Source organism: Streptomyces sp. NRRL S-337 (assembly GCF_000720175.1).
Taxonomy (GTDB): Bacteria; Actinomycetota; Actinomycetes; order Streptomycetales; family Streptomycetaceae; genus Streptomyces; species Streptomyces siderophoricus.
Genome location: NZ_JOIX01000016.1, coordinates 26,078 through 41,123, shown reverse-complemented (window position 1 = coordinate 41,123; position 15,046 = coordinate 26,078). Strand labels below are relative to the sequence as shown.

Here is a 15,046-nt window from a genome sequence, read left to right as displayed (position 1 = left end):
GATAGCCGGTGTCGACGCCGTTCTATGTCTCACCCCAGCAGGCCATGGCCGACCGCGCCGAATACGCCCGCAAGGGCATTGCGCGCGGCCGCAGCGTCGTGGTGCTGCAATACACCGACGGCGTGGTTTTCGTCGCCGAGAATCCCTCCCGCGCCCTGCACAAGGTCAGCGAGATCTATGACCGGATCGCCTTTGCGGCGGTCGGGAAATACAACGAGTTCGAGAATCTGCGGATCGGCGGTGTGCGCTATGCCGATCTGCGGGGTTACACCTACGACCGCGAGGACGTGACCGCGCGCGGTCTGGCCAATGTCTACGCCCAGACGCTCGGCACGATTTTCTCCAGCGCCGCCGAGAAGCCGTACGAGGTGGAGCTGATCGTCGCCGAGGTGGGCAGTGCCCCCGAGGAGGACCAGATCTACCGGCTGCCGCACGACGGCTCGATCGTCGACGAGCACGGCTCGGTGGCGGTCGGCGGCAGCGCGGACCAGATCAGCAGCTATCTGGACCAGCGGCACCGCGACGGCATGACGCTGTCCGAGGCGCTGAAGCTGGCCGTGGAGTCCCTGTCGCGGGACAACAACGGCGGCGAGCGCCGGCTGACCGCGGAGCAGCTCGAAGTGGCGACGCTGGACCGTACGCGGCCGCAGCAGCGCAAGTTCAAGCGGATCCTGGGCCGCCAGTTGTCCCGTCTCCTGGAGGAGAGCGGCCCGGCGGGCGCCGAGGAGCCGGCGGCGGACGCGGACGCCGGCGCCGGGGAGTCCGGGGCCACCGCGGAGGGCGCCGGTGGCAAGGGCGCCAAGGGCGGCGGCGCCAAGGAGAAGGACGCCAAGGAGAAGGACGTCAAGGACGTCAAGGGCAAGGACGGTCCGGACGGCGAACCGCTGCTGTAAGGACGGTTTCCGGGCCGGTGCCCGGTGTGCGCGCCCCGGTGGGTCACTGCCCGCCGGGGCGCGCCCCGTTGTCGGGCCCGGCCGGCGGCGGGGCGGTGGAGCCGCGGGTGACCAGTTCGACCGGCAGGGTGGGTTCCTGGGTGGGGCGGCCGTCGAGCACGGCCAGCAGGGCGCGCATCCCGGCCTCGCCGAACTCCTCCGCGGGCAGCCGTACGGTGGTCAGCTCGGGTTCCACCGCGAGGGCGAGGGCGAGGTCGTCGAAGCCGGTCACCGAGACGTCCTCCGGGACGCGCAGGCCGAGGCGGCGTACGGCCTTGCAGGCACCGGCGGCGATGATGTCGTCGTCGCAGAGCAGGGCGGTGGGGCGGGGGCCGGGGCCGGTCAGCGCGGCGTGTGCGGCCTGCAGACCGGCGTCGACGCCGAGGGCGGCGGGCTGCCGGCGCAGCAGCGTACCGGGGACGGCGTCGAGGGCCTCGGTGACGGCCCGGGCGCGTACCTCGAAGGTCCAGGAGCGGACGTCGGCGGCGAGGTGGGTGATGCGGCGGTGCCCGAGCGCGGTCAGATGGCCGGTCAACTGCCGTGCGCCGGAGGCGATGTCGAGGTTGACGGTGGCGGTCGCGCGGGCGTCGTCGGGGTCGCTGTCGAGCATGACGAGGGGAAGGTCGGCGGCGCGCAGCGCGGTGAGGGCCTCGGCGGCCATCGAGGAGGCGATCACTCCGTCGAGGGTGGCGGCCGCGGAGTCGAAGGGGTCCGGAACCGAAGGGGCCCGAAGGGGCCTTCCGCCGGGGGTGGTGGCGGGTGACGGGTGGGACGGGCCGATGCCCTCGGGGGAGGGGTAGAGGACGACGCCGAAGCCGTGGTCGGCGGCGATCCGGGCGGCTCCGGTGTAGACCCGGGCGAAGAATTCCGTGGTGAGGGCGGGGACGACGAGGAGCACGGTGCGGGTGCGGCCCATGCGGAGGCTGCGGGCGGCGAGGTTGGGGCGGTAGCCGAGCTCGCGGGCGGCCGCGCGGACCGCCTCGGCCTTCCCGGGGGAGACCCGGCCGCGCCATTTGTCACCGAGGACGAGCGAGACGGCGGCCTGGGAGACACCGGCGGCCCGGGCCACATCGCGGCTGGTGGCGCGGGCGGTGGCCGGGGGGTGGCCGGGGGGCGTGGCCTTCTGGCTGGTCACGGGGTGTCTCGCTCCTCGCTCGGGCCGCTGCGGGGTGGACCGCGGGTCGCCGCCATGGTACGTATGACGGAGGACGTTATACGTAACACTGCCGTCCGGGGCGGACCGGACAGGAATGGGGCGGGGATGGCCGCGGGGTATGCGGAGCTGCTGAGAACCCGGCATGCGGCCCGGCTGCTGGCCGGGACGCTGGTCGGCCGGCTTCCGAACGCCACCGCCCCGCTGGCGGTGGTGCTGTTCGCGCGGGCCGAGGGCGGCAGCTACGCCCTGGCCGGCGCGCTCTCGGCGGTCTACGGCGTGTGCAACGCGATCGGCCAGCCGCTGCTCGGCCGGACCGTGGACCTCTACGGGCAGCCGCGCGTGATGCTGCCCGCGTCGGTGCTCTCCGCCCTTGGCATGGCCCTGCTGGCGGCCGTAGGCCTGGACGTGCTGTGGCTCGCCTACGCGGCCATGGTGGTCGCCGGTTTCTTCACGCCCCCTCTGGAGGGCGGGCTGCGGGCGCTGTGGCCGGGCGTGCTCAAGCGCCCGGACCGGGTGCACGCCGCCTACGCGCTGGACGCGGTGGCGCAGGAAGTCATGTTCGCGGTGGGTCCGTTGCTGGTGACGCTGTGCGTGGCGGCGTGGTCGGCGGGGGCCGCACTGCTGGTCATCAACGCGGTGGGGGTGCTCGGCGCGCTCTCGGTCGTCGTCTCGCCGCCGTCCCGGCGGTGGCGCAGCGCGCCCCGCGAGGCGCACTGGCTGGGCGCCCTGCGGTCGGCCGGGATGCTGGTGCTGATCGGGGCGTTCTTCTTCGTGGGCCTGGCGCTGGGATCGATCGCGGTCGCGGCGGTGGCGTACGCGGACGAGCACGGCGGCGGGGCGGTCTCCAGCTGGCTGCTCTCCGCACTGGGTGCCGGGGCGCTGGCCGGCGGGCTGGTCTACGGCGCCCGGGACTGGCCGGGGCACCCGGAGAACCGGCTGCGGCTGCTGATCGGGCTGCTGGCGCTGGGCTATCTGCCGCTGGTGCTGGTCCCCGGCGTGGCCGGGATGACCGCGCTGACCGGCGTCGCCGGGGTGTTCCTGGCGCCGGCGCTGGCGTGTGCGTTCGTGGTGGTGGACCGGCATGCGCCCAAGGGCACGGTCACGGAGGCATTTTCGTGGCTGGTGACGACCTTCGGGGTGGGGTCGGCGGTGGGCATGTCGGTGGCGGGACCGGCCGTGGAGGGCGGTGGAGCACGGGCCGGCTTCGCGGTGGCGGGGGCGGGCGGACTCGCCGCGCTGCTGGTCCTTTTGTCGACGAAGCGATTTCTCGGGGAGCCCGGGCGGCGTACGGCGGGTGCGGCCCCGGCGGAAAATGATCGAAACGGGGCCGTCGAACCCGGTTTCAGAGCAGGCCGTCAGGCGTAATGTTCAGTCATGGACCGCCGCATTTTCGGGCTGGAGAACGAGTACGGCGTCACGTGCACGTTCAGGGGACAGCGCCGACTGTCGCCTGACGAAGTGGCGCGGTACCTCTTCCGCCGTGTCGTGTCATGGGGCCGCAGCAGCAATGTCTTCCTGCGGAACGGCGCCCGCCTGTACTTGGACGTGGGCTCGCACCCGGAATACGCAACTCCCGAGTGCGACAACGTGACCGAGCTGGTCACGCACGACAAGGCCGGTGAGCGCATTCTCGAGGGCCTGCTCGTCGACGCCGAGCGCCGCCTGCATGAGGAGGGAATCGCGGGCGACGTCTATCTGTTCAAGAACAACACCGATTCGGCGGGAAACTCCTACGGCTGCCACGAGAATTACCTCGTCGCCCGCCACGGCGAGTTCTCCCGGCTCGCGGACATCCTCATTCCGTTCCTGGTCACCCGCCAGCTGCTCTGCGGCGCGGGCAAGGTCCTGCAGACGCCGCGGGGCGCCGTCTACTGCGTCAGCCAGCGCGCGGAGCACATCTGGGAGGGCGTCTCCTCGGCGACCACCCGCTCCCGCCCGATCATCAACACCCGTGACGAACCGCATGCGGACGCCGAGCGCTATCGCCGGCTGCACGTCATCGTCGGCGACTCGAACATGTCCGAGACGACGATGATGCTCAAGGTGGGCGCCACGGATCTCGTCCTGCGGATGATCGAGGCCGGCACGGTCATGCGCGATCTGACGCTGGAGAATCCGATCCGCGCGATCCGCGAGGTCAGCCACGACACCACCGGCCAGCGCAAGGTGCGGCTGGCCAGTGGGCGGGAGGCCTCGGCGCTCGAGGTCCAGCAGGAGTACTACGAAAAGGCGGTGGATTTCTGCGACCGCCGCGGAATCCGCACGGGTCTCGTGGAGCGCGTACTGGAACTGTGGGGCCGCACCCTGGAGGCGATCCGGGACCAGGAACTGGACCGCATCTCTACCGAGATCGACTGGGTGATGAAACATCAGCTGATCGAGCGGTACCGCACGAAGAACAACATCACGATGTCGCACCCACGAGTGGCGCAGATAGACCTCGCGTATCACGACATTCACCGCCGCCGGGGGCTTTACTACCTCCTGGAGCGGAAGGGTCAAGCGGCGCGCATCTGCAATGACTTGAAGATCTTCGAGGGTAAGTCGGTGCCCCCGCAGACGACTCGGGCCCGGCTGCGCGGTGACTTCATCCGCCGGGCGCAGGAACAGCGCCGGGATTTCACCGTCGACTGGGTGCACCTCAAGCTCAATGACCAGGCGCAGCGTACGGTCCTGTGCAAGGACCCGTTCCGTTCGGTGGACGACCGGGTGGAGAAGCTGATCGCCGGGATGTGACCCGCGGGGAATGCGGAGATGTGCCGGGAGCCGAGCGCTCCCGGCACATTGCTGTGTTGTGCCGGGAAAGGTCCACGGGCACAGGTCGTAGAGTGGCGGGCATTGCCCACCACCCCACGAGCCCGAGTTGGACTGATGCTGAATCTCTCCGGGGCACGGCCCCCGCACCACCGCTCGTTCCCGAAGCACGCCCGTCGCGCCGCCGTCGCCGCGCTGACCGTGCCCCTCCTGCTGATCACCGCCGCCTGCGGGTCCGACGACGGCAAGGGCTCGTCGGGCGAAGCCGTCGTGAAGGTCACGGGAAAGCCGGGGGCGCAGCCCAAGATCACGGTGCCGAAGGGCGCCAAGCCGTCCGACACGCTCGTCACCAAGACGCTCGTCCAGGGGAAGGGCGCGACCGTCAAGAAGGGTGACCTGGTCCGCCTGGACTTCGCGGCGCAGACCATGAAGGGCCAGAACCTCGGCAGCAGCTGGACGCCGCAGCCCGGCGCCGAGAAGGGCGCGCCGCGCACCCAGGTCGTCAGCGAGGTCACCGACCAGATGACGCAGCAGATGCTGCCGCCGAAGGTGATGTCGGCGGTCGCCGGGCAGAAGGTCGGCAGCCGGTTCGAGGTCGAGGGCACCGCCAAGGCGCTGATCGGCGCGGGTCTGAACCCGCAGTCCGGGATCAAGCCGGGGGACGGCCTGGTGTGGGTCGTCGATGTGGTCGGCGCGAAGAAGGTCGACAAGAAGGCGAAGGCCGAGGGCAAGCAGGCCGACGCCGAGAGCGGGATGCCGGAGGTGACCGCGGCGGACGAGAAGGCCGCGAAGATCACCATCCCCAAGGGGGAGAAGGCGCCCAAGGGCCTGGAGCAGCAGGTGCTGATCAAGGGCAAGGGGGCCGAGGTGAAGGCCGGCGACGGGCTGATCGCGCAGTACACCGGTGTGAAGTGGGAGGACGGCAAGAAGTTCGACTCCTCCTGGGACCACGGGGGTGCGACCGCGTTCCAGATCGGTACCGGGCAGGTCGTCCAGGGCTGGGACAAGGCGCTGGTCGGCAAGCACGTCGGTGACCGGGTGGAGATCGTCATTCCGCCGAAGCTGGGGTACGGCGCGAGCCCGCAGCACGAGCTGGCCAAGAACACCCTGGTCTTCTCGGTCGACATCGTCGGCACCGTCTGACCAGCGACGACGTCAAGATCTGGGAGACTGGCCCGGTAATCGTAAAGATTCGCAAGTAGGAGCACATCAGTGAGCATCGACAAGCCCGAGATCGACTTTCCTGAGGGCCCGGCTCCCACCGAGCTCGAAATCGTGGACCTGACGGAGGGCGACGGGCCGGTCGCCAAGGCCGGGGACATGGTCTCCGTCCACTACGTCGGCGTGTCCTTCAGCACCGGCGAGGAGTTCGACGCCAGCTGGAACCGCGGCAAGCCGCTGCAGTTCCAGCTCGGCGCCGGCCAGGTCATCGCCGGCTGGGACCAGGGCGTCCAGGGCATGAAGGTCGGCGGCCGCCGCCGGCTGACCATCCCGCCGCACCTGGCGTACGGCGCGCACGGCGCCGGGGGCGGCCGGATCGCCCCCAACGAGACCCTGATCTTCGTCTGCGACCTGGTCTCCGTCTGACGCTGCCGCCGCTCCCGACCGGGAGGGCCGCCGACGCACCCGAGGGCCCGTGCCACCCCGTGGCACGGGCCCTCGGCCGTGGGCCCTCGGCTTTTACCTTGAGCACGCCGAGCGGTACGGTCAACGATCGGGAGTACAACGAGAAAGGGCGTCGATGGCCATTGCCAAGGCCGAGCGGCTGATGAATCTGGCGCTGTGCCTGCTGGGGACGCGACGCCCGCTGACCAAGCGCGAGCTCCGCTCGTCCATCGAGGCCTACCGCGAAGCCTTCGGGGCCGGCAACGGCGCTCCGGGCGGCGACGAAGCCTTCAACCGCATGTTCGAGCGGGACAAGGACGACCTGCGCGAGCTGGGCCTGGTCATCGAGACCGTCGAGGGCATCGACGGCGAGGTCGGCTACCTCGCCCGCCGCGACAGCAACCGGCTGCCCCCGATCACCCTGGACGCCGAGGAAGCCGCCGCCCTCGGGCTGGCCGCCAAGGTCTGGCAGCAGGCCCGGCTGGCCGGCGCGGCCAGCGGCGCGCTGCAGAAACTGCGGGCGGCCGGAATGCCGCTGGCCCGGGACGGCGAGGACTACGACGCCGGGCAGCCGCACAGCGCGCTCGAACCCCGCATCCCCACCCACGAGGCCGCCTTCGAACCGCTGATGCTGGCCTGCCGCGACCGCCGCCCGGTCGTCTTCGACTACCGCAAGTCCAACGCCGCCCGCCCCGAGCAGCGCCAGGTCGAGCCGTGGATCCTGGAGTGCTGGCGCGGCCACTGGTACGTCGCCGGCTGGGACCGCGAGCGCCAGGCCGAACGGGTCTTCCGGCTCTCCCGGATCACCGGCAAGGTCCGTTCCCGGCAAGGGAAGTTCACCGCGCCGGTGCCCGACCACGTCACCGTCCGCGAGACCGTCGAGAGCTGGGCGGGGGAGACCGCCACCGGCACCGCGCGGATCAAGCTCCGCGCCGAGCACGGCTATCCGCTGCGCTCCCGCGCGCTGACCGTCCGGGAGCTGGGCGACGGCTGGGACGAGCTGGAGATCCCCAACGGCCACGGACTCGACGCCTGGCTGGTGGAGTTCGGGCCCGACGTGGTCGTACTGGAACCCGCGGAACTGCGCGCCGACGTCATCGACCGGCTGCGCGCCGTGGCCAAGGGCTGAGAGGGACGGGAGCTTCACTCATGGCCACGAACGCGATCGACCAGACCCGCCGGATGCTGTCGCTGGTGACGTATCTGCGCGAGCGCCCCGGCGCCCGCGTCGGCGACGTCGCGCGCGCCTTCGGCATCACCGAGGACGAGCTGATCGCCGACCTCGACGTACTGCCCATGTGCGGCACGAGCTTCCGCGGCGGCGACCTGCTGGACATCGACACCGACGGCGACCGCATCTGGTGGCACAACCCCGACGACGTCGCCGAGCCGCTGCGGCTGGCCGCCGACGAGGCCACCGCCCTGCTGGTCGCGGCCCGCGCGGTCGCCACGCTCCCGGGGCTGCGGGAGGGCGACCGGCAGGCGCTGCTGCGGGCCACCGCCAAGCTGGAGGCGGCGGCCGGCGAGGCGGCCGGCGCCAGCTCCCGGCTCTCGGTGACCTTCGAGTCCGAGGGCGGGGTGTTCGCCGACGTCGACCGGGCGATCGCCGAACGGCGCCGGCTGTGGCTGCGCTACTACTCCCCGGCCCGCGACGAGCTGACCGAGCGCGAGGTGGACCCGATCCGGCTGTTCGCCGTCGGCCACACCTACATGGAGGCCTGGTGCCGGCTCTCGGAGGCCCGCCGCACCTTCCGGCTCGACCGGGTCGCCGAGATCAAGCTGCTGGACGCGCCCGCCGACCCGCCGCCGGTCGAGCTGCGCGACCTGTCCGAGGGCCTGGTGCAGCCGGCCGCCGAGGACCCCGAGGTGTCCATCGAGGTCGGGCCGGGCGGCCGCTGGGTCGCCGAGTACTACCCGCACGACAGCGCCGAGGAGCTGCCCGACGGCGGGCTGCGGATCACCCTGCGCACCCCCGACCCGGCCTCGCTGCGGCGGCTGGCGCTGCGGCTGGGCCGGGACGGCCGGATCGTGGCGCCGCAGGCGCTGGCGGACAGTGCCCGGCGCGCCGCCGAGCAGGCGCTCGCGGCGTACGGCGAGTGAGCCGGGCGGCCCGGCCACCGCGTGGGGACGCCGCAGGGAGAGGGCCGTGTCCAGAAGGAGGCAGCGAGGGATGACGACCACCATGGCGACCGGGACGGCGACCGCCCCGGCGGACGCGACCGCTCCGGTGCTCTTCAAGGCGGCCTGCCCGGATTGCCGGGGCCGCTTCGAGCTGGCCTCGGACGCCTTCCGGCTGGCCATCGGCGGCAGCCGCCGCACCACCTTCTACTCCTTCACCTGCCCGGACTGCCGACGCGCGGTGCGCCGGCCGGCCGGTGAGCGGATCGTCGAGCTGCTGACCGGCGGCGGGGTACGCACGCTGCGGCTGCACTCGGGCTGACCGATAGGCTCGCCCCATGCTCTGGCCCATGATCGCCATCGCCCTCGGCTTCCTCGGGATCGCCGTACTGGGCGTGCTCGCCGTCCGTGTCTTCATCGAGGTGCGCCGGCTGGCCCGGCAGGTCGGCACGGCGTCGGAGCGGATCCAGCGGGCCGCCCAGGACCTGGAACGGGCGGCGGTGCCGCTGGCCTCCCGGATGCACGAGGCCGGCCGGGACCGGGCCGGGGACTGACGCCGGTGCCGGGCCCGGCGCCCGGACGTCGCCGGAGAGGTCGGCGCCCTCCTGTGCGGCAGGGCGGAGAGGTAGGCTTCCCCCGCGGTTCGAAGAGCGCGGCGGTCGTGGCAATCCGGAGGTTGCACGGGGATTGCCGGACGTTCACCACCGAACGTTACGATCGATCGAGCACCAGGACGCCAGCCCGACCCCATCGGCAGGCACCACAGCAGACGCCGCCCCGGCGAGAAGGTAGTCGCACATGTTGAGCAACCTGAGGGCCCCCGAGATCATCCTGATCCTCGTCGTTATCGTGCTGCTGTTCGGCGCGAAGAAGCTCCCGGACATGGCGCGTTCGCTCGGCAAGTCCGCCCGGATCCTCAAGAGCGAGGCCAAGGCGATGAAGAAGGACGGCGAGGCGGACGGCGCCTCGACCGGCACCTCGTCCGAGGCGTCCGCCGACGCCGGCCAGCAGGCTCCCCGCACGATCCAGGCGGCGCCCGGCGACGTGAGCAGCTCGCGTCCGGTCGCCGAGCCGAGCCAGACGACCAAGCAGGGCTGACCGAACCGATCCCGTCGCCCCGCCCGGTCCGGGACGGCTGATGCACGAGACGAGGAAGTGGGTTGCTCAAGTCTGCCCGCAAGCAGGAGAAGGACCCCGAGGGGCGGATGCCCCTCGCGGCGCACCTGCGTGAGCTGCGCAACAGACTGCTGAAGTCGGTGCTGGCGATCGGTGTCGTCACCATCGTCGCGATGTGGCAGTACGACGCCATCGCCCACTTCATCACGGGGCCGGTCATCGACGCGGTCGGCTGTGGCCGCGGCAGCGTGACCGCCCCGCGTACGCATCCGTGCGCCGAGGTCACCGCCAACGGTCTGCTGGCGCCGTTCACCATCCTGCTCAAGCTGTCCCTCACGGTGGGCGTCGTCGGTGCCAGCCCGATCTGGCTCTACCAGCTCTGGGCCTTCCTCGCACCGGGCCTGCACAAGCACGAGAAGAAGTACGCGCTGAGCTTCGTCGGGGCCGGCGTGCCGCTCTTCCTGGCCGGTGCCTACCTCGCCTACGCGGTGCTGCCGACCACGGCGGGTGCCCTGGTCGGTCTGACCCCGGACGACTGGGCCAACCTCTTCCCGGCCGACGAGTTCTTCGACATCGTCACGCGCATGATCGTGGTCTTCGGCCTCGCCTTCGAGCTGCCGCTGCTGCTGGTGCTGCTCAACTTCGGCGGGGTGGTCACCGGGCGCCGGATCATGAGCTGGTGGCGATTCATGGTCCTCGGCATCACGATCTTCGCGGCCCTCGCCACCCCGACCGGTGACCCGCTGACCATGAGCCTGCTGGCCGCCCCGATCGTGGTGCTGTACTTCGGCGCTGCCGGCATCTGCCTCTTCAACGACCGCCGCCGCCGGCTGGGCAACCCGGACGCGGGGCTGAGCGACGACGAGGCCTCGGCGCTCGATCTGACGCCGTCCGAGGTCGGCGCGATCGAGCCGGTCTCCTCGGGGCGGATGCTGCCGGAGCAGGCGAGCGGCGAAGCGGACGACGGCGCCGGGCCACGGGGGGGCTACGACGACGTGACGTGAGGTGACTACCCCTCACATGCGGTGACGGCCCCGGGCTCGCGCGAGCCCGGGGCCGTTTCGCGTGCCGGGACGTGCCCCGCCCCCGCTCGGTAAAGGCCGCACATAAAGATCGGGTCGTTGTCAGAGGTGGCCGGTAGGCTCGTAAGCACGATGACCGAGGACATGTCCCCTGCTGAGCGCTATGCCGCCGCCAAGCTCCGGGCGGCCGACCAGGCCACCGCACTCGCCGGTTTCCGGGAGCTGTACGACTTCGAGCTGGACCCGTTCCAGGTCGACGCCTGCCAGGCCCTGGAGGCCGGTCAGGGCGTGCTGGTCGCCGCCCCCACCGGATCCGGCAAGACGATCGTCGGCGAATTCGCCGTCCACCTGGCCCTGGAGCAGGGCCGCAAATGCTTCTACACCACGCCGATCAAGGCACTGTCCAACCAGAAGTACCAGGACCTGGTCAAGCGGTACGGCGCGGCGAAGGTCGGCCTGCTGACCGGCGACAACAGCGTCAACTCCGAGGCGCCGGTGATCGTGATGACCACCGAGGTCCTGCGGAACATGCTCTACGCCGGCTCCCAGTCGCTGATCGGCCTGGCGTACGTGGTCATGGACGAGGTGCACTACCTCTCCGACCGCTTCCGCGGCGCCGTCTGGGAAGAGGTGATCATCCACCTCCCCGAATCGGTGACGCTGGTCTCGCTGTCCGCGACGGTCTCCAACGCCGAGGAGTTCGGTGACTGGCTCGACACGGTGCGTGGCGACACCGCCGTGATCGTCTCCGAGCACCGCCCCGTCCCGCTGTGGCAGCACGTCCTCGCCGGCCGCCGGATATACGACCTCTTCGAGGAGCGGGATGGCGCCAAGGGCGGTCGCCGGGAGGTCAATCCCGACCTCGAACGACTCGCACGGATGGAGAACAGCCGGCCGACGTTCGGCCGGGACAAGCGCCGGGGCCGCACGATGCGGGAGGCGGACCGCGAGCGCGAGCGGCGGCAGCGGGCGCGGATCTGGACGCCGAGCCGGCCCGAGGTCATCGACCGCCTCGACAACGAGGGCCTGCTGCCCGCGATCACGTTCATCTTCAGCCGGGCCGGCTGCGAGGCCGCGGTCCAGCAGTGCCTGTATTCGGGGCTGCGCCTCAACGACACGGAGGGCCGCGAACAGGTCCGCCGCATAGTGGAGGCCCGGACGGCCGGGATCCCGGACGACGACCTCCATGTGCTGGGCTATTACGAGTGGCTGGAGGGCCTGGAGCGGGGCATCGCGGCGCACCACGCCGGCATGCTGCCGACCTTCAAGGAGGTCGTCGAGGAACTCTTCGTCAAGGGCCTGGTGAAGGCCGTCTTCGCCACCGAGACCCTGGCGCTGGGCATCAACATGCCGGCGCGTTCGGTGGTGTTGGAAAAGCTCGTGAAGTGGAACGGCGAGCAGCACGCCGACATCACCCCCGGCGAATACACCCAGTTGACCGGCCGGGCCGGGCGCCGCGGCATCGACATCGAGGGCCATGCGGTGGTGCTGTGGCAGCGCGGGATGAACCCGGCCGCGCTGGCCGGGCTCGCCGGCACCCGGACGTACCCGCTGCGGTCGTCGTTCAAGCCGTCGTACAACATGGCGGTCAACCTCGTCTCGCAGTTCGGCCGGCACCGTTCGCGCGAGCTGCTGGAGATGTCGTTCGCGCAGTTCCAGGCCGACAAGTCGGTGGTCGGCATCTCCCGGCAGGTGCAGCGCAACGAGGAGGGCCTGGACGGCTACCGCGGCTCGATGACCTGCCACCTCGGCGACTTCGAGGAGTACTCCCGGCTGCGGCGGGAGTTGAAGGACCGTGAGACGGAGCTGGCCAAGCAGGGCGCCGCGCAGCGCCGGGTGGCGGCCGCGGCGGCCCTGGAGAAGCTGAAGCCGGGCGATGTGATCCATGTGCCGACCGGCAAGTACGCCGGCCTGGCGCTGGTCCTCGACCCCGGTATGCCGTCGGGCCGGACCAACGGCCACCGCGGTTTCGAGTCGCAGGACGGCCCGCGGCCGCTGGTGCTGACCGCCGAGCGGCAGGTCAAGCGGCTCGGCTCGATCGACTTCCCGGTGCCGGTGACGGCGCTGGACCGGATGCGGATCCCCAAGTCGTTCAACGCCCGCAGCCCGCAGTCCCGCCGCGATCTGGCGTCCGCGCTGCGCACGAAGGCCGGGCACATCGTGCCGTCGCGCCACCGCAAGCCCCGGTCGGAGGCGGTCGACGACCGCGAGATCTCCCGGCTGCGCACCGCGATCCGCGCTCATCCCTGCCACGGCTGCGACGAGCGCGAGGACCACGCGCGCTGGGCGGAGCGCTACCACCGCCTGCTGCGGGACACCCGCCAGCTGGAGCGCCGCATCGAGGGCCGGACGAACACCATCGCCCGCACCTTCGACCGGATCTGTGCGCTGCTGACCGAGCTGGGCTATCTCGAAGGCGACGAGGTCACCGACGAGGGCCGCCGGCTCGCCCGGCTCTACGGCGAGCTGGACCTGCTGGCCAGCGAGTGCCTGCGGGACGGCGTCTGGGAGGACCTCGGCCCGGCCGAACTCGCCGCCTGCGCCTCCGCGTTGGTGTACGAGGCCCGGCAGGCGGACGACGCGGTGGCGCCCAAGCTGCCGGCCGGCAAGGCCCGGGACGCGCTGGGCGAGATGGTCCGCATCTGGGGCCGGCTGGACGCCCTGGAGGAGGACCACCGGATCAACCAGGCGGAAGGCGTCGGCCAGCGCGAACCGGACCTCGGCTTCGCCTGGGCCGCCTATCGCTGGGCGGCCGGCTTCGGCCTGGACGAGGTGCTCCGCGAGGCGGAGATGCCCGCCGGCGACTTCGTCCGCTGGTGCAAGCAACTGGTCGACATCCTCGGCCAGATCGCGGCCGCCGCCCCGGCCGGAAGTTCGGTGGCGAAGAACGCCCGCCGCGCCATGGACGGTGTGCTGCGTGGCGTGGTCGCGTACTCCTCGGTGGGCTGACCGGCCGTCCACGCGACGGCGAACCGCACGGCGACGGCGCCGCGTTCCCCTCGGCGGGGGCGCGGCGCCGTCGCCGTAGGCCGGTCCGGGGTGGTTACGACGCCTGCCGTGCGTCCGCCGCCGCCCGCTCGGCGTCGCGCTTGGCGACCTCCTCGCGGACGAGCGGGATGACGTACCGGCCGAAGTCGATGGCGTCGTCGAGCAGGTCGTAACCGCGCGCGGAGAGGATCTCCACGCCCAGGTCGTAGTAGTCGAGCAGCGCCTGGGCGACGGTCTCCGGCGTACCGACCAGGGCGGTGGAGTTCCCCGCGCCGCCGGTCTCCGCCGCGGTCGGCGTCCACAGCGCCCGGTCGTGCCGTTCGCCCTCGGCGGCCACCGCCAGCAGTCGCTGGGAGCCGGCGTTCTGCGGGTTGGTCGCCGGATGGCGGCGGCTGAGCGCACCGCCCGCCTTGCGCGCCTTGATCCGGTCCAGGGTGCGGTGCGCCTTCTCCCAGGCCAGTTCCTCGGTGGGCGCGATGATCGGCCGGAAGGCGACCTGGATCCTGGGGACGTCACTGCGGCCGGCCGCCTGCGCCGCCGCCTTCACCGAGGCGATCTGCTCGGCGGTCTGCGCCAGCGGCTCGCCCCACAGGCAGTAGATGTCCGCCTCGGCACCGCCCGCCGCGTATGCCGCGGGTGAGGAGCCCCCGAACGACACCTGCGGGTGGGGCTGCTGGAGGGGGAAGATGTCGGAGACGAAGTCGTGGAAGCGGTAGTGGGCGCCCTCGTGGTCGAAGGGCTCGTGGGTGGTCCAGATCTTCTTGACGATGCGGATGTATTCCCGGGTGCGGTCGTAGCGCTCGTCCTTGGTCAGGGTGTCGCCCTCGCGCCGCTGCTCGTGGTCGTTGCCGCCGGTGATGAAGTGCACCGCGAGCCGGCCGTCGCTGATCCGGTCGAGCGTGGCGAAGGTCTTCGCGGCGAAGGTCGGGTACGACACGTTGGGGCGGTGCGCCACCAGGATCTGCAGGGCGTCGGTACGGGCGGCGACGTAGGCGGCGGCCGGGGTGGGGTCGGGGGAGCCGGAGCCGTAGGCGAACAGCACCCGGTCCCAGCCGTACTGCTCATGGGCGCGGGCGAGCCTCAGGGTGTAGTCCTTGTCGAAGGACGCACCGGAGCGGGGGGTGACTTCGGAACCGTCGTGGGTCGCGGCAATGCCGAGGAACTCGACAGGCATGGGTAGGCCTCGTCTTCTCGTAGGTCGGGCGCGCCGGGCGCCGGGAATCGCGGAGGGAAGGTCCGCGCCACGGAGAAGTCAGCGGCAACAGGAAGCGGACCACACCCGACCGAAGTCGATGTGGTCACGGGTGACCAGCCGCGTGTGAGGACGCATGAGCTCAGTGGAACAGAAGATGCAT

General features: G+C 71.6%; 14 protein-coding genes. 12 read left to right on the top strand and 2 right to left on the bottom strand.

Features of this window, described 5'->3' with window-relative positions:
• The first annotated feature begins 8 nt into the window (after positions 1–8).
• The gene (prcA, locus tag IG62_RS0114285; protein WP_051798059.1) at positions 9–893 is read left to right on the top strand and encodes a proteasome subunit alpha; all 885 of its coding nucleotides are present in this window, start codon (positions 9–11) and stop codon (positions 891–893) included.
• 43 nt (positions 894–936) lie between these two features.
• Here the strand turns inward: prcA and IG62_RS0114280 are convergent, their stop codons facing one another.
• Positions 937–2,067: a LacI family DNA-binding transcriptional regulator gene (locus tag IG62_RS0114280; RefSeq protein ID WP_030801822.1), complete on the bottom strand. Its 1,131-nt coding sequence runs from the start codon at positions 2,065–2,067 to the stop codon at positions 937–939.
• Positions 2,068–2,193: 126 nt separating this feature from the next.
• On the opposite strand from IG62_RS0114280, the gene IG62_RS0114275 reads away from it, so the two are divergent.
• From IG62_RS0114275 to IG62_RS0114225, 11 genes are all read left to right on the top strand, one after another.
• Positions 2,194–3,453 carry an MFS transporter gene (locus IG62_RS0114275; protein ID WP_030801820.1) on the top strand — a complete coding sequence of 420 codons (1,260 nt, stop codon included), beginning with the start codon at positions 2,194–2,196 and terminating at the stop codon, positions 3,451–3,453.
• 9 nt (positions 3,454–3,462) lie between these two features.
• Positions 3,463–4,824 (top strand): Pup--protein ligase, encoded by a 1,362-nt coding sequence (gene pafA, locus IG62_RS0114270; RefSeq protein ID WP_030414300.1) that lies wholly within the window; start codon positions 3,463–3,465, stop codon positions 4,822–4,824.
• Positions 4,825–4,959: 135 nt separating this feature from the next.
• A complete protein-coding gene (locus IG62_RS0114265; protein WP_030801817.1) occupies positions 4,960–5,985 on the top strand; it encodes an FKBP-type peptidyl-prolyl cis-trans isomerase in 1,026 nt (341 codons plus the stop codon).
• Positions 5,986–6,054: 69 nt separating this feature from the next.
• Positions 6,055–6,429 (top strand): FKBP-type peptidyl-prolyl cis-trans isomerase, encoded by a 375-nt coding sequence (locus tag IG62_RS0114260; protein WP_030801815.1) that lies wholly within the window; start codon positions 6,055–6,057, stop codon positions 6,427–6,429.
• 154 nt (positions 6,430–6,583) lie between these two features.
• The gene (locus IG62_RS0114255) at positions 6,584–7,576 is read left to right on the top strand and encodes a helix-turn-helix transcriptional regulator (RefSeq protein WP_030801813.1); all 993 of its coding nucleotides are present in this window, start codon (positions 6,584–6,586) and stop codon (positions 7,574–7,576) included.
• A 20-nt stretch (positions 7,577–7,596) separates the two neighbouring features.
• Positions 7,597–8,547, top strand: coding sequence for a helix-turn-helix transcriptional regulator (locus IG62_RS0114250; RefSeq protein ID WP_030801811.1), 951 nt, complete (start codon positions 7,597–7,599; stop codon positions 8,545–8,547).
• Between the two features lie 70 nt (positions 8,548–8,617).
• Positions 8,618–8,887 carry a hypothetical protein gene (locus tag IG62_RS0114245; protein ID WP_030801809.1) on the top strand — a complete coding sequence of 90 codons (270 nt, stop codon included), beginning with the start codon at positions 8,618–8,620 and terminating at the stop codon, positions 8,885–8,887.
• A gap of 16 nt (positions 8,888–8,903) precedes the next feature.
• Positions 8,904–9,119, top strand: coding sequence for a hypothetical protein (locus IG62_RS0114240; RefSeq protein WP_030801807.1), 216 nt, complete (start codon positions 8,904–8,906; stop codon positions 9,117–9,119).
• Positions 9,120–9,363: 244 nt separating this feature from the next.
• Positions 9,364–9,663, top strand: coding sequence for a Sec-independent protein translocase subunit TatA (gene tatA / locus IG62_RS0114235; RefSeq protein WP_030801806.1), 300 nt, complete (start codon positions 9,364–9,366; stop codon positions 9,661–9,663).
• A gap of 62 nt (positions 9,664–9,725) precedes the next feature.
• Entirely contained in the window at positions 9,726–10,685 is a 960-nt protein-coding gene (gene tatC, locus IG62_RS0114230) for a twin-arginine translocase subunit TatC (protein ID WP_030801805.1), read from the top strand.
• A gap of 150 nt (positions 10,686–10,835) precedes the next feature.
• Positions 10,836–13,652 carry a DEAD/DEAH box helicase gene (locus IG62_RS0114225; RefSeq protein ID WP_030801802.1) on the top strand — a complete coding sequence of 939 codons (2,817 nt, stop codon included), beginning with the start codon at positions 10,836–10,838 and terminating at the stop codon, positions 13,650–13,652.
• A gap of 94 nt (positions 13,653–13,746) precedes the next feature.
• Here IG62_RS0114225 and IG62_RS0114220 read toward each other — a convergent pair whose 3' ends face one another.
• Entirely contained in the window at positions 13,747–14,865 is a 1,119-nt protein-coding gene (locus tag IG62_RS0114220; protein ID WP_030801800.1) for an LLM class flavin-dependent oxidoreductase, read from the bottom strand.
• Between the last annotated feature and the right edge of the window lie 181 nt (positions 14,866–15,046).

What these genes read in the sequence shown, in the direction of transcription:
- IG62_RS0114275 (WP_030801820.1), top strand. Translation starts at nt 2,194, where the DNA reads ATGGCCGCGGGGTATGCGGAGCTGCTGAGAACCCGGCATGCGGCCCGG.
- pafA (WP_030414300.1), top strand. Translation starts at nt 3,463, where the DNA reads ATGGACCGCCGCATTTTCGGGCTGGAGAACGAGTACGGCGTCACGTGC.
- IG62_RS0114265 (WP_030801817.1), top strand. Translation starts at nt 4,960, where the DNA reads ATGCTGAATCTCTCCGGGGCACGGCCCCCGCACCACCGCTCGTTCCCG.
- IG62_RS0114255 (WP_030801813.1), top strand. Translation starts at nt 6,584, where the DNA reads ATGGCCATTGCCAAGGCCGAGCGGCTGATGAATCTGGCGCTGTGCCTG.
- IG62_RS0114250 (WP_030801811.1), top strand. Translation starts at nt 7,597, where the DNA reads ATGGCCACGAACGCGATCGACCAGACCCGCCGGATGCTGTCGCTGGTG.
- IG62_RS0114245 (WP_030801809.1), top strand. Translation starts at nt 8,618, where the DNA reads ATGACGACCACCATGGCGACCGGGACGGCGACCGCCCCGGCGGACGCG.
- IG62_RS0114240 (WP_030801807.1), top strand. Translation starts at nt 8,904, where the DNA reads ATGCTCTGGCCCATGATCGCCATCGCCCTCGGCTTCCTCGGGATCGCC.
- tatA (WP_030801806.1), top strand. Translation starts at nt 9,364, where the DNA reads ATGTTGAGCAACCTGAGGGCCCCCGAGATCATCCTGATCCTCGTCGTT.
- IG62_RS0114225 (WP_030801802.1), top strand. Translation starts at nt 10,836, where the DNA reads ATGACCGAGGACATGTCCCCTGCTGAGCGCTATGCCGCCGCCAAGCTC.
- IG62_RS0114220 (WP_030801800.1), bottom strand. Translation starts at nt 14,865, where the DNA reads ATGCCTGTCGAGTTCCTCGGCATTGCCGCGACCCACGACGGTTCCGAA.